Origin of the sequence: Janibacter sp. RAF52, from assembly GCF_052114035.1 — a bacterium.
Taxonomy (GTDB): Bacteria; Actinomycetota; Actinomycetes; order Actinomycetales; family Dermatophilaceae; genus Janibacter; species Janibacter hoylei.
Window position 1 is genome coordinate 114,990 of the sequence record NZ_JBFRDY010000003.1, and the last position, 12,786, is coordinate 127,775.

Annotated in this window: 16 protein-coding genes; 8 read left to right on the plus strand and 8 right to left on the minus strand. The window is 72.0% G+C overall.

Features of this window, described 5'->3' with window-relative positions:
- Nucleotides 1-68 precede the first annotated feature (68 nt).
- Complete coding sequence (locus AB4Y78_RS05020) at nucleotides 69-533, plus strand: hypothetical protein (RefSeq protein WP_259908947.1); 465 nt, start codon at nucleotides 69-71, stop codon at nucleotides 531-533.
- Here the strand turns inward: AB4Y78_RS05020 and AB4Y78_RS05025 are convergent.
- The 3 genes from AB4Y78_RS05025 to AB4Y78_RS05035 are packed head-to-tail and all read right to left on the minus strand — an operon-like array spanning nucleotide 525 to nucleotide 3,338.
- Nucleotides 525-1,901: a GH1 family beta-glucosidase gene (locus tag AB4Y78_RS05025; RefSeq protein ID WP_259908948.1), complete on the minus strand. Its 1,377-nt coding sequence runs from the start codon at nucleotides 1,899-1,901 to the stop codon at nucleotides 525-527. The genes AB4Y78_RS05020 and AB4Y78_RS05025 overlap by 9 nt on opposite strands.
- An 8-nt stretch (nucleotides 1,902-1,909) precedes the next feature.
- Complete coding sequence (locus AB4Y78_RS05030; RefSeq protein WP_441713154.1) at nucleotides 1,910-3,190, minus strand: MFS transporter; 1,281 nt, start codon at nucleotides 3,188-3,190, stop codon at nucleotides 1,910-1,912.
- A gap of 10 nt (nucleotides 3,191-3,200) precedes the next feature.
- Nucleotides 3,201-3,338, minus strand: coding sequence for a hypothetical protein (locus AB4Y78_RS05035; protein WP_156811703.1), 138 nt, complete (start codon nucleotides 3,336-3,338; stop codon nucleotides 3,201-3,203).
- Between the two features lie 45 nt (nucleotides 3,339-3,383).
- On the opposite strand from AB4Y78_RS05035, the gene AB4Y78_RS05040 reads away from it, so the two are divergent.
- Complete coding sequence (locus AB4Y78_RS05040; protein WP_441713155.1) at nucleotides 3,384-3,749, plus strand: VOC family protein; 366 nt, start codon at nucleotides 3,384-3,386, stop codon at nucleotides 3,747-3,749.
- A gap of 118 nt (nucleotides 3,750-3,867) precedes the next feature.
- Here the strand turns inward: AB4Y78_RS05040 and AB4Y78_RS05045 are convergent, their stop codons facing one another.
- Together AB4Y78_RS05045 and AB4Y78_RS05050 are read right to left on the minus strand one after the other, a co-directional pair.
- Nucleotides 3,868-4,602: an MOSC domain-containing protein gene (locus AB4Y78_RS05045; RefSeq protein ID WP_387355669.1), complete on the minus strand. Its 735-nt coding sequence runs from the start codon at nucleotides 4,600-4,602 to the stop codon at nucleotides 3,868-3,870.
- 71 nt (nucleotides 4,603-4,673) lie between these two features.
- Nucleotides 4,674-5,279 carry an HNH endonuclease signature motif containing protein gene (locus AB4Y78_RS05050; RefSeq protein ID WP_441713156.1) on the minus strand — a complete coding sequence of 202 codons (606 nt, stop codon included), beginning with the start codon at nucleotides 5,277-5,279 and terminating at the stop codon, nucleotides 4,674-4,676.
- Nucleotides 5,280-5,408: 129 nt separating this feature from the next.
- On the opposite strand from AB4Y78_RS05050, the gene AB4Y78_RS05055 reads away from it, so the two are divergent.
- Nucleotides 5,409-6,758, plus strand: a complete 1,350-nt coding sequence (locus tag AB4Y78_RS05055; protein WP_441713157.1) for a M20/M25/M40 family metallo-hydrolase — start codon at nucleotides 5,409-5,411, stop codon at nucleotides 6,756-6,758.
- 48 nt (nucleotides 6,759-6,806) lie between these two features.
- Here AB4Y78_RS05055 and AB4Y78_RS05060 read toward each other — a convergent pair whose 3' ends face one another.
- The gene (locus tag AB4Y78_RS05060) at nucleotides 6,807-7,007 is read right to left on the minus strand and encodes a DUF5703 family protein (protein ID WP_202865232.1); all 201 of its coding nucleotides are present in this window, start codon (nucleotides 7,005-7,007) and stop codon (nucleotides 6,807-6,809) included.
- A 38-nt stretch (nucleotides 7,008-7,045) separates the two neighbouring features.
- Here AB4Y78_RS05060 and AB4Y78_RS05065 point away from each other — a divergent pair, with 38 nt between their 5' ends.
- Complete coding sequence (locus AB4Y78_RS05065; RefSeq protein WP_306511886.1) at nucleotides 7,046-7,354, plus strand: primosomal protein; 309 nt, start codon at nucleotides 7,046-7,048, stop codon at nucleotides 7,352-7,354.
- Between the two features lie 13 nt (nucleotides 7,355-7,367).
- Here AB4Y78_RS05065 and AB4Y78_RS05070 read toward each other — a convergent pair whose 3' ends face one another.
- The gene (locus tag AB4Y78_RS05070) at nucleotides 7,368-8,372 is read right to left on the minus strand and encodes a magnesium and cobalt transport protein CorA (protein ID WP_007924218.1); all 1,005 of its coding nucleotides are present in this window, start codon (nucleotides 8,370-8,372) and stop codon (nucleotides 7,368-7,370) included.
- A gap of 49 nt (nucleotides 8,373-8,421) precedes the next feature.
- Between AB4Y78_RS05070 and AB4Y78_RS05075 the strand changes: the two genes are divergently transcribed.
- Genes AB4Y78_RS05075 through mshC form a run of 4 tightly spaced genes read left to right on the plus strand, consistent with a single transcriptional unit; the run spans nucleotide 8,422 to nucleotide 11,715 of the window.
- A complete protein-coding gene (locus AB4Y78_RS05075; protein WP_306511888.1) occupies nucleotides 8,422-9,138 on the plus strand; it encodes an MSMEG_4193 family putative phosphomutase in 717 nt (238 codons plus the stop codon).
- The gene (locus tag AB4Y78_RS05080; protein WP_441713158.1) at nucleotides 9,135-9,659 is read left to right on the plus strand and encodes a DUF3090 family protein; all 525 of its coding nucleotides are present in this window, start codon (nucleotides 9,135-9,137) and stop codon (nucleotides 9,657-9,659) included. Before AB4Y78_RS05075 ends, AB4Y78_RS05080 begins: the two co-directional genes overlap by 4 nt.
- A gap of 2 nt (nucleotides 9,660-9,661) precedes the next feature.
- Entirely contained in the window at nucleotides 9,662-10,450 is a 789-nt protein-coding gene (locus tag AB4Y78_RS05085) for an SCO1664 family protein (RefSeq protein WP_441713159.1), read from the plus strand.
- A 23-nt stretch (nucleotides 10,451-10,473) separates the two neighbouring features.
- Nucleotides 10,474-11,715, plus strand: a complete 1,242-nt coding sequence (gene mshC, locus AB4Y78_RS05090; protein ID WP_441713160.1) for a cysteine--1-D-myo-inosityl 2-amino-2-deoxy-alpha-D-glucopyranoside ligase — start codon at nucleotides 10,474-10,476, stop codon at nucleotides 11,713-11,715.
- Between the two features lie 200 nt (nucleotides 11,716-11,915).
- Here mshC and AB4Y78_RS05095 read toward each other — a convergent pair whose 3' ends face one another.
- On the minus strand, nucleotides 11,916-12,773 hold the full coding sequence (locus tag AB4Y78_RS05095; RefSeq protein ID WP_441713162.1) for a PAC2 family protein: 858 nt from the start codon (nucleotides 12,771-12,773) through the stop codon (nucleotides 11,916-11,918).
- Nucleotides 12,774-12,786 lie beyond the last annotated feature (13 nt).

Consider the following 12,786-nt stretch of genomic DNA (forward strand, 5'->3'; position numbering starts at 1 on the left):
GCGTCCCGTGCCGTCTCGCGTCGCGTGCCGGCGGCCTCCCCGGACGATCCGTGCGAGACGATGGGGGCATGACGTCCCCGCCGCTGCCGCCACCCCCGCAGGTCCAGCAGTTCCAGCATCCCGCGCCGGGACCCGGCCGCGGGACGATCGCCTGGGCGATGGGACTGGCCGTCCTCATGTGCCTGCCCTTCGTCGGCAGCGTGCTCGCGAGCGTCCTCATGATCACCGTCGGCCTGTCCCTGCGGTCGAAGGGAGGGCTCGCCGCGCGCAACGGGGTCCATGCGGCCAACTGGGGTCTGACCTACCTCGTCCTCACCGTCGTCCTCGTCGGCACGCACTTCGGGCTGCTCTGGTACCTCACCGCCGACGACCCCGACGGGATCGAGGGCTTCTTCCCCTTCGGCCTCATCATCACGGTCTGGGCCCTGGTCTCCCTCTGGCACCTCGTGCTGTGCATGTGGGGCATCGTCGCGAGCGGTCAGGGGCGTGAGCTGCGCGGCACCGGCCTGCCCGTCTGGCGTGCCTCAGCCTGAGGACCGCAGGGTCCGGATGCGGTCGCGCAGCCAGGCGTAGGAGTCCTTGGGGACCCGCTCCTGGTCGGCACCGACGTGGACGAGGCCGAAGCGCTGCGTGTAGCCCTCGGCCCACTCGAAGTTGTCGAGCAGCGACCACACGAAGTAGCCCCGGACGTCGACTCCCGCATCGATCGCGGCGGCGACGGCCTCCAGGTGCCGGTCGAGGTAGCGGATGCGCGCCTCGTCGTGGACGGTGCCGTCCTCGACGACGTCGTCGGTCGAGCACCCCGACTCGGTGACGTGCACGGGTGGCAGGCGGTCGCCGTAGCGGTCCCGCAGCTGGACGAGCACCTCGGTCAGTCCCTCGGGGGCGACCGGCCAGCCGAAGGCCGTGTACTCGTCCACCGCCATCGGCACGACGTCGAAGGGGATGCCCTCCGGCACGCTCAGCTGCGCCTCGAGCTGGGGTGCCGCAGCCCGGGCGGCGACGGTCGCCGGTGATCCGGGTGCCCCGACGAGGGTGGGGTTGTAGTAGTTGACGCCGTAGGCGTCGAGCGGCTCGCTGATGACCGCCAGGTCATCAGCGACGGGACCGGGCATGCCATCGCCCATGCCGTTGGGGTACTCGCCGAGCAGGATCGGCTCGGCGAAGGCGCGGTTGTGGATCGTGTCGTAGAGCGCGGCGGCGGCGACGTCCTCGTCGGCATCGCCCACCGCGTGCACGGGCGTGTGGTTGTTGGCGGTCCCGACAGCGTGCGCCCCCGCGGCCCGCAGCGCCCGGGTGGCCAGGCCGTGCCCGAGGAGGAGGTGGTGACCGGCGGCGAGAGCCTCGAAGCCACGCGACTCACCGGGTGCGTGGATGCCGATCGCGTGTCCGAAGAGGGTCGAGACGACCGGCTCGTTGACCGGCATCCACATCGCGACCCGGTCGGCCAGCCGGTCGGCCACGAGCGCGGCGTAGTCGCCGAAACGCTCGGCGGTCTCGCGGGCCATCCAGCCCCCCTTCGCCTGGAGGGCCGACGGCAGGTCCCAGTGGTAGAGCGTGGCGAAGGGAGCGACCCCCGCCTCGCACAGGGCGTCGACCGCCCGGTCGTAGAAGTCGAGGCCGACAGGGTTGGCCGCGCCGTCACCCGTCGGCTGGATGCGCGGCCAGGCGATCGAAAAGCGGTAGGCATCGACACCAAGGCCGCGCAGCAGGTCGACGTCCTCGTCCCAACGGTGGTAGCTGTCGCAGGCGACGGCACCCGACGACCCGTCGGCGATCGCGCCGGGCCGGTCGCAGAAGTCGTCCCAGATGCTGCGGCCACGACCACCGGCGGTCACACCCCCTTCGATCTGGTAGCTGGCGGTCGAGGTGCCGATCACGAGGTCACGGGGCAGGGGCACGGGTTCACCTAGTCGACGGAGCGGATCTTGCGGATGAGCAGGGCGGCGGCGACACCGATGGTGGCCGCGAGGAGGTAGAGGGTGCGGTAGCCGTCGGCGTGCGTGCCGTGCCTCGCCGACCACGTGATGATCGGGCCGGCGAGTGCGGGCGCGAGGACCTGGGGCAGGGCGTTGGCGATGTTGATGACCCCCAGGTCGCGCGCCCGGTCGCCGGCCCGGGGGAGGACCTGGGTGATGAGCGCGAAGTCCACGGCGAGGTAGATGCCGTAGCCCACCCCGAGGATCACCGCACCGACCAGCGCGGCCGGCCACGTCTGGACGAGGGCGAGGAGGACCGCGGCCGACGACATGACGAGGCCGGAGACCATGACGAAGGGCTTGCGCACGCCGAGACGGTCGGACCACATCCCGGCGACGATCGCGGAGACGACGAGGCAGGCGGCGTAGAGCAGGGTGAGCACGAGGACGCCGAGCTCGGGGTCGTCGACACGCACCGCGTCGGTGAGGAAGAAGAGCAGGTACATCGTGCAGATCGAGTTGGCGATCGTCGCGAGGAAGCGGGTGGCCCAGGCCCACGCGAAGTCGGGATGCTGCCGGGGCGAGATCCAGAAGCCCCGGAGGAAGTCCGGGACGCGTGTCGGCGGCAGGTGGCCGCGGCGGAGCGGGCGATCCATCGAGCGCAGGACGAAGGGGGTGACCGCGGCGACGACGAGCACGGCCAGGACGAGGTAGGCGCCGGTGGTGCCGGCGACGAGCGTCGCCACGCCGGTGCCGACGACGATGCCGAGGGTCTGGGTCATGCCGACGACGCCGCTGACGAGACCGCGCTGCTCGACCGGCACGAGGTCGGGCACGGCTGCGGTGAGCGCCGCGAGCGTGCCGTTGAGCCCGGCCTGGACGAGGCACCAGCCGAGCACCATGACGGGCACCGTGTCGGCGAGGGCGAGGACGACGAGCCCGAGCGCGCCGACGACGGTCCCGCCGACGAGCCACGGCACGCGTCGGCCCAGCCGCGATGTCGTGCGGTCGCTGAAGGCTCCCGCGAGCGGGTTGGCGAGTGTCGACACCGCGGCGCCGATGCCCGTGACGAGGGAGAGGGTCGCCTCCTTGTGGTCGGGTGTCAGGGCGGCGGCCTGCAGCCCGAGGAGCACCTGGATCGGGCCGAACCAGCCGGCGCACATCCCGACCCCGGCGAGCCCGAGCCGGGCGATCCACCCTGCGGGGACGGGCGTCGTTGGCTCGGCGAAGGGGTCGTGGCCGTCTGCGTCGACGGCCCGTGCGGGCTGCATGGAGCGCATGCTACTCGCCGGTAGCCCCGCTCGGGTAGGTGTGGCTGCCGGTGATCGCCTCGATGACCGCGGCCACCGCGGGCAGGCCCTCGCTGCCGGCGCGGTGGACGAGGTGGTGGCGTCGCCCGAGGGTGACTCGACCGTTCACCTCACGGCTGTGGTGGCTGTCACACCCTGCCGCCATGCTTGGTCCATGGCACACGGAGACATCACGCACATCGACATCCCGGTCAGCGACCCGCAAACAGGAGCGGCCTTCTACGGTGGGCTCTTCGGCTGGCAGATCGTCGAGATCCCCGGCTTCGAGGGCTACCCCATGTGGCAGGCGCCCAACAAGATCAGCGGGGGCGGCCTCGCGCCACGCGGCGACGGCTTCGAGCACCCGCGCTCCTACGTCGAGGTCGACTCGATCGAGGAGGTCCTGGCCCGGGCGACGCAGTCGGGCGGCTCGGTCGTCATGGACAAGTCGCCGATCAGCAAGACGAGCTGGTTCGCCGTGATCGCCGACCCTGACGGCAACCACATCGGTCTCTACGAGGGGACGACCGAGGCCTCCTGACACCAAGGCTGTCCGGCACGCGTGCCGACGAAGGCCGGCCGGGTTCGGTCCCCGTCCGGCGAGGGGTGCCCGGGGTCGTCCGGCGAGTGGTGTCCCGGACCCGCTGAGCCCGGGGCGCTCACCCAGGACTGGGCACGGGGGTGACCGCGTCCCCGAGGCGCGCCTCGCCGGGCGTCACGACATCGGCATCGATCCCGAAGGGGACGTCGCGCTCCGCTCGCCCCTGCCCGGCGATCGTGTGGAGGTGGCGTGTGTCGAGGGCGGCGGTGTCCGGGTTGATGTCGACGACCCGGCAGCGGGGGACCGGGCCGCGCACGCGCACGGTCGCGCCACCGACCTGCAGGAATGTCCCCGGCTCCGGGTCCTGCTCGGCGGCGACCGTGAAGGTGGCCCTGAAGCGGGAGTCCTGAGCCTCGCCCAGGCGGCGCAGGGCGCCGGTCGTCACGAGGGTCACCGAGCCGCCGTAGACGACCTCGCCCGCCGTGCGGATCCGCGCTAGCCGGACGTGCCGACCGAGGTGGGCCGACAGCTGGTCGGCGTGCGGTGACGTCATGACCTCCAGCCGCGCTGCGCGGTCCCAGTAGCTGCAGGTGCGGACCTCGCCCGTGGGGAGGGGTGCGGCGGTCACCGTGCCCTCGCCCGGGGTGGTCACCGTCAGGTCCGCCCCGTCCCAGGCGGCGGTGACGAGGACCATCGTCGGGTTGTCGACGGTGCGCAGCACCCGGTCGCGGCCGGTCTCCAGCAGGCAGTAGAGGCGGTCGCCGCGCGGTCCCGTCGGGTCGAGATGCACCCGGTCGAGGTCGGTGTGGCGGGCGCCCTTGAGCGGGGTGAGGCCGATGCGGGTCAGGTGCACGCCCGTCAGTGAACCATGTTCAGGACGCGCCTGTACCCCCGACCGGGGTGGTCGGGGGCGGGGCGGGGTCGCTAGACGTGCCAGGTCACGCCGCGGGCCGTGGCGGTCAGGTCGGGGACGTGGACATGGGTGTGGTGTCGTTCGCAGAGCAGGGCGGCGTTGGCGATGTCGGTGTGTCCACCGCGGGACCAGTGGGTCAGGTGGTGGGCGTCGGTCCACTGGGCGGGCATGGTGCACCCGGGGTAGGTGCACCCGCCGTCGCGCAGGACGAGGAGGCGGCGCTGGCCAAGGGTGAAGTAGCGGGTCGCGCGGCCCAGCTCGAGGGGTTCGCTCTCGGTGCCGAGCATGACGGGGACGATCCGATCGCGGCCACGGCGGCGTCCACGATCGCGGCACCTTCGGGGTCTAGGGTCAGCCGGTCGGCCGCAGCGACCCAGTCGGTGGGCGACCACGAGTGCTCGGTCGGGCAACCCGCGCCAGATGCCCTCGCGCACGAGCGCGACCTCGGCGACCTCCAGCAGCTGGCGGGCCTGCCCCAGGAAGGCCAGCCCCTCCGACACGTCACCGTCCGGCAGCTGCCACGTCGTGCCCTCGTCCATCACCAGCAGCGCACGCACCGCATCACGCACCCCGGGAAGCACTCCCGGATCGTGGTGGCGCGCCGTCAGCTCTGACATTCCGTTGACCCTATGAGCGACCCCCGACAACGCTCTGCGCGCGACCGCGAGCCCCGGTCCGGACCCTGCCGCGCCAGACGCGGGACCCACACCGGCCAAGGTCCGCCGGGTACCGCGTAGCCTGCCCGCATGAGCGAGATTCCCCCGCACGCGGGTGGTGCCCCCACCGCGCCCGAGCACGAGGTCGTCCGCATCTGCCGCGACCTGCTGCGCATCGACACGAGCAACTACGGCCCCGGCCAGGACGGGCCGGGGGAGCGCGAGGCCGCGGACTACGTCGTCGCCCAGCTGCGTGAGGTGGGGCTGGACCCGCAGGTCTTCGAGTCCGACCCGGGCCGCACGACCGTCGCCGTGCGCATCGCCGGCGCCGACCGCGACCGCGGGGCGCTGTGCATCCACGGCCACCTCGACGTCGTGCCGGCCCATGCCGAGGACTGGAGCGTCCCTCCCTTCGCCGGGGAGGAGCGCGACGGCTGCTTGTGGGGACGCGGCGCCGTCGACATGAAGGACATGGTCGCGATGATGCTCGCCTGCGTCCGCCACCTCGCCCGCACCGGGACGGTGCCGCCGCGTGACCTGCTCTTCGTCTTCTTCGCCGACGAAGAGGCCGGCGGGGTCCTCGGCAGCCAGTTCATGGTCCGCGAGCACCCGGAGGTCTTCGAGGGGGTCACGGAGGCGATCAGCGAGGTCGGCGGGTACAGCGTCACCGTCGAGGACGCGCAGGGGGAGCCCCACCGCGCCTACCTGCTCCAGACCGCGGAGAAGGGCATCGCCTGGCTCAAGCTCGTGGCCCGCGGCACGGCCGGCCACGGGTCGGTCCCGACCTCCGACAACCCGATCGTCCACCTCGCCGAGGCCATCGCCCGGATCGACGCGTACAAGTGGCCCCGCGAGTTCATCGCCAGCGTCCGGGGGCTGCTCGACGGCCTGTCCGAGATCACCGGCGTCGGCTACAGCGACGAGGACGCCGAGGAGCTGCTCGAGCGGATCGGCCCAGCCGCAGGCTTCGTCCGGGGAGCCCTGCAGGACACCGCCAACGTCACGATGCTCGACGCGGGGTACAAGCACAACGTCGTCCCGCAGAGCGCCACGGCAGCGCTGGACTGCCGCTTCCTCCCCGGCCACGAGGAGGACCTCATGGCCACGATCCGCGACCTCGCCGGCGAGCACGTCGAGGTCGTCGTCGACCACAAGGACATCTCGCTGGACTCGCCCTTCGCCGGCGACCTCGTCGAGCGGATGCGTGGGGCGCTGCTCGCCGAGGACCCCGAGGCGTCGATCCTGCCCTACTGCCTCTCCGGGGGGACGGACAACAAGGCGCTGTCGACGATGGGCATCGTCGGGTACGGTTTCGCGCCGCTGCGGCTGCCGGCCGACCTCGACTTCGCGCCGATGTTCCACGGCATCGACGAGCGGGTCCCGCTGGAGTCGCTCGAGTTCGGCGCCAAGGTCCTGTGGCGGCTCGTCGGCGACTGCTGACGGTCCGACGTGGCGGCGACGCTCGGCGTCAGCGCAGCGCCGGTGCGCTCAACGTGAGGGCAGCGCCGGCGGGCGCGGTACGCGGATGATCTTGCGACGCAACCAGGCCTTCTGCCGACCACTGATGTACACGACGGTGCGGTGCAGCTCCCAGCGGCCGTACTCGGCGTGGTCGGCCAGCTCCTGGCGGATCGCGGCGCGGCCTGCGCCGCGCGGGAACTGGATGGTGCGGAACTCGTACTCGGGCATCGGTGCCATTGTGGCCCACGGGCGGTAGCGTCATGCCCATGAGCGACCCGCGCCCCGCCCTGAACCAGCTGATCGCCGCCTTCGAACGTCACCTCGAGGCCTCGGCGCAGCGCCGTGGTGAGGACGACCCCACCGTCGTGGCGGCCTACGAGGATCTCGCCGACGCCTTCGAGGCCTACGACGACGCCCTGCACGACGCCACCGGCGAGATGACGCCTCTCGTCGTCGTCGACGAGCAGTTCATGGTCGATGACGACGAGTCCGACGACTACGACGACGACGAGGACGAGCAGTCCTACTCCGGCCTCGACGACGAGGACTACGACGCGGACGACGCCCGGCGCTGAGTCGGCCTCCGACTCACAGCCAGCCGGAGCGCCGGAAGAGCCGGTGGAGCACGACGCAGGCCAGCACCATGACGAGCAGCGCCAGCGGGTAGCCGTAGTGGATCTCGTGACCCCCGACGCTCACGCTGGCCGACAGCTCCGGCATGCCCTCGAAGTTCATCCCGTAGATCCCGGCGATCATCGTCGGGAGCGCGAGCATCGCGGCCCAGGCCGAGATCTTGCGCATGTCCTGGTTCTGCTGCACGCCGACCTGGGCCAGGTGCGCGCTCAGCACGTCTGACAGCAGCCGGTCCTGGGACTCGGTGTTGTCGTTGACGAGCGACAGGTGGTCGTTGACGTCGCGGAAGCGCAGGCGCAGCTCCTCGGTCGGCACCGGCGTCCCCGTGCCGACGAGCAGCGCCAGTGGTCGAGCCAGCGGCAGAGCGGCCCGCTTGAACTCGAGGACCTCGCGCTTGAGCGCGTAGATCTCGGCGGTCGACACCGACCCGTCGGGGGAAAAGACCCCGGCCTCGATGTCGTCGAGGTCCTGCTGGATCTCGTCCTCGATTTCGAGGTACTGGTCGACGACGAAGTCGATGATCGCGTGGAAGACCCCCCACGGCCCGTGCCGCAGGGCATCGTGGCCGTCGGCCTCGAGCCGGCTGCGCAGGCCCGCCAGCGGACTCGCCTCTCCCTTGCGGATCGTGACGATGTGGTCGGCGCCGATGAAGACCATGATCTCACCCGACTCGACGTCCGAGCTCGCCTCGACGTAGCGCAGCGGCCGCAGGACGACGAAGTGCCCGTCGCCGTACCGCTCGATCTTGGGTCGCTGGTCGCCCGTGACGGAGTCCTCGATGGCCAAGGGGTGCAGCCCGAGCTCCTCGGACACCCGCTCGAAGGTCTCGTCCGATGGGTCGCGCATCCCGATCCACAGGAAGTCCGAGCTGCCACTGGCCCGGATGTCGTCCAGGGTCTCGCTGATGTCCCCACAGGGCAGGCGTCGTCCGTCGTGGTACCGGGCCTGGTCGACGATCACCCCCGCATCGTTGCAGGTGCGGCGCCGCCCTGCGCCTAGGGTGAGGCGCGTGGCGTACTGCATCCTCATCAGGCACGGCCGGTCCACGGCCAACACCGCGGGTGTGCTCGCCGGGTGGACCCCCGGCGTGGCCCTCGACGACACCGGGCGGGAGCAGGCCGCCGCGCTCGTGACGCGGCTGGAGGGCACCCCCTTCGTCCACGTGGCGACGAGTCCGCTGCAGCGGTGCCGGGAGACCGCACAGCCCCTGCTCGAGGCCCACGGGCTCACCGCCCAGGTCCACGAGGGGCTCGGTGAGTGCCACTACGGCGCCTGGACCGGTCGCCCCCTGTCCGAGCTCGCGGGCGAGCCGCTGTGGCGGGTCGTGCAGGACCAGCCGAGCCTGGCCACCTTCCCCGACGGGCCGGAGCACCCGGGGGAGTCGATCCGGTCGATGGCCGACCGCGCCGTCGCGGCGGTCCGGGAGATCGATGCCGCCGTCACGGCCGAGCACGGCGAGCACGCCGTGTGGGCCGCCGTGAGCCACGGGGACGTCATCAAGTCCGTGCTCGCGGACGCGACGGCCACGGCGCTCGACGACTTCCAGCGCCTGCACGTCGACCCGGCGTCGGTCTCCGTCGTCCACTACACCGCGACCCGCCCCATGCTGCTGCGCAGCAACGACACCGGCCGGTCGGCCCTCACCCCACACCGGCCGAAGGGGGACACCCCGCCAGCAGGGGACGCGCCCGTCGGTGGCGGAGCAGGACTAGGGTCGACGCCATGAGCCTCGTCGAGTTCGATCCGCCGGAGCGCTTCGTCCTCGGGACGGTGGGACCGCCCGGACAACGCACTTTCTTCCTGCAGGCCAACGACGGGTCCCGGCGCGTGCAGGTCTCCCTCGAAAAGCTGCACGCTCAGATCCTCGCCGAGCGCATCGGCGAGCTGCTCGACCAGGTGGGCGGGGCCGCAGCGACCGTCGCGGCCGCCGTGGAAGCGGCGGACAACGCACCGCTCGACACCCCGATCTACGAGGACTTCCGGGTCAGCGCCCTCGCCCTCTCGTGGGACGACGAGCGGCAGGTCGTCGTCATCGAGGCCCATGACCACGACCCGGACGAGGTCGAGGAGGACATCATGGCGCAGCTCAACAGCCTGCGCGTCTCGTTGCCCTCGGCGCAGGCGCGGGCCTTCGCCCAGCGGTGCGAGACCGTCGTGCGCGCCGGCCGTCCGGCCTGCCCCTTCTGCGGTGGCCCGGTCGACGAGGACGGTCACATCTGCCCCCGAGCCAACGGCTACAAGCGCTGACGGTGGCAGGTCCCCCTTCGCTCGTCGACGGTGAGCTCGCGATCCTCGGCCGGCACCCGCTCGCGAGCAATGTCGTGCTCGTCGCCGAGGTCCGCGCGGCGGGCCACGAGCCGCTGCTCGTCGCGTACAAGCCCGTCGATGGCGAGCGGCCGCTGTGGGACTTCCCCGACGGGACGCTCGCGGCCCGTGAGGTGGCGGCCTCGGTCGTCGACCGGCTCGGTGGCTTCGACCTCGTGCCCGAGACCGTGTGGCGTGACGGACCGGTCGGTCCCGGAGCGGTGCAGCGGTGGGTCGGCGACGCGACGAGCCTCTGCCCGACCCCGGTGGCCGTGACGCCACCCGAGGCCGTGCCCGACGGCAACATCGTCGTGCTCGAGGGCGAGGACGCCGAGGGTGCGCCCCTGCTCGTCTCCCACCCGGACGACCCGCGCCTGCGCACGATGGCTGTCCTCGACGCGGTGCTCAACAACTCCGACCGCAAGGGTGGGCACATCCTCGAGCACGACGGCCGCCTCTGGGGCATCGACCACGGCGTCGGTCTGCACGCCGACCCCAAGCTGCGTACGGTCCTGTGGGGGTGGGCGGGTGACCCGATCCAGCCGGCTGACCTGGAGCGGCTCTCCCGCCTCGACGCGGCGTTGGACCGGGCCGAGGTGCGGGCCGAGCTGACCGCGCTCATCACCCCCGTCGAGCTGGCGGCCCTCGCCGAGCGGGTCGCCGACCTGCTGGGCGAAGGGCGTCATCCACAGCCGTCGGGGGAGTGGCCTTCGATCCCGTGGCCACCACTGTGAGCCGCACCTCGTAGGCTGTGCGCGTGAGAGCCTGGCCGTCCCCCCACCTACCCGTCGTCCCCGGAGAGCCGATCTCCCTTCGCCTGCACGACGTGGCCCGCGACGAGGTGGCACCGGTGGAGCCGACGGACCCCGCTCGGCTCTACGTCTGCGGCGTCACCCCCTACGACACGACGCACATGGGGCACGCCGCGACCTACGTGACCTTCGACCTGGTCAACCGGGCGCTGCGTGACGGCGGCCGTCAGGTCACGTACGTGCAAAACGTCACCGACGTCGACGACCCGCTCTTCGAGCGGGCCGCCCGTGACGGGGTCGACTGGCGCGACCTCGGGCAGGACCAGATCGCGCTCTTCCTCGAGGACATGACGGCGCTCGGGGTCATCCCGCCGGAGCACTTCATGGGCGTCATGGAGTCGATGCCGCAGATCATCGCGGCCGTGCAGCAGCTCGTCGCCCGCGGCGTGACCTACGAGGTCGTCGAGGACGGGGTCCGCGACATCTACCTCGACCTGGGTGCGGCCGGCGGGCTCGGCGAGCTGAGCCATCTCGACCGCGAGACGATGCTCGGCTACTCGGCCGAGCGCGGCGGCGACCCGCAGCGTGCCGGCAAGCGTGACCCCCTCGACCCGATGCTCTGGCGGGGTGAGCGCGCGGGCGAGCCGGCTTGGGACGCAGGCGATCTCGGCCCTGGCCGCCCCGGCTGGCACATCGAGTGCACGGCGATCGCCATGGCGCACCTCGGCGACCACGTCGACGTGCAGGGCGGCGGCACCGACCTCGTCTTCCCGCACCACGAGATGTCGGTCGTGCAGGCAGAGGCGCTCACGGGGGAGCGACCCTTTGCCTCTCACACGACGCACCAGGCGATGGTCGCCTACGACGGCGAGAAGATGAGCAAGTCCAAGGGCAATCTCGTGCGCGTGTCGACCCTGCGCGGCGAAGGCGTCGACCCAATGGCCATCCGACTCGTGCTCCTCGCGCACCACTACCGCAGCGAGTGGGAGTGGACGGACGCCGACCTCGACGAGGCGAGGGCTCGCCTCGAGCGGTGGCGGGCCGGCCTGTCCACCGACGGCGGGCCCGACGCGACCGCCACCGTCGCCGCCGTGCGTGCCGCCATCGCCGACGACCTCGACACGCCGCAGGCCCTGGCCGCGGTCGACGCCTGGGTGGAGCAGTCGCTCGGGCAGGGTGGGCAGATCCGCTCGGCACCCGGCGAGCTGGCCCGCGCGATCGACGCGCTGCTCGGCATCCGCCTCTGAACCCACCTCCCCGCCGAGGGACTGTGGTCCGCATTTCCCCAGGGAAATGTCGCCCTGAGCTGGGATTTGCCTAGGGAAATGCGTCTGGATGGGGCTGTAGTCCGCATCTCCCTAGGGAAATGCGGCGGGTGGGGCCGTTGGTCCGTATTTGCCTAGGGAAATGCGGCGGGTGGGGGCGGGCGAAGGGGGAGGAGCGTCGGTCAGCCCTTGCCGGGGGAGCCGTCGCCACGGCGGCGCAGGTACCGCTCGAACTCCTTGGCGATCGCATCGCCGCTGGCCTCGGGCAGCTCGGTCGTGTCCTGGGCGCTCTCCAGCGCGGAGACGTAGTCGGCGACGTCCTCGTCGGTGCGGGCCAGCTCGTCGACGCCCCGCTCCCAGGCCTGGGCCTCGTCCTCGAGGTCGTCGTGGTCGATGACGGTGTCGAGCAGGTCCTCGAGCCGCACGAGCATCGCGAGGGTCGCCTTGGGGCAGGGCACCTGCGCGGCGTAGTGGGGGATCTCGGCCCACACGGCGATCGAGGCCATCTCGGCCTGACGGGCGCCGTCGGCGACGACACCGGTGATGCCGGTGGGGCCTTCGTAGCGGGCGGGCTCCAGGTCGAAGCGGTAGGCCGTCGCCTCGTCGTCGCTCGTGCACGACACCGGGATCGGGCGGGAGTGCGGCACGTCCGAGAGCAGTGCGCCGAGGGTGATGACCGTGCGCACCCCGTGCGAGGCCGCCAGGTCGAGGATCTCGGTGGTGTAGGCCCGCCACCGGAAGGAGGGCTCGGTGCCGACGACGAGGATGACGTCGCGACCGAGGCTGTCCGGGGAGGCCAGCATGATGCGCGTGGTGTCCCAGTGGATGCCCCGGCCCTGCCCCTGGTTGGTCACCCGCGGGCGGTTGACCTGGAAGTCGTAGTAGTCCTCCGGGTCGATCGCGGCGACGATCTCGGCGTCCCACAGCGAGGTGAGGTGCCCGACGAGGCGGGAGGCGGCCTCACCCGCGTCGTTCCATCCCTCGAAGGCGCAGATCATCACCGGGTCGTGCAGTTCGGGCAGCTCCTCGATCTGGATCACGTCGACCAGCCTA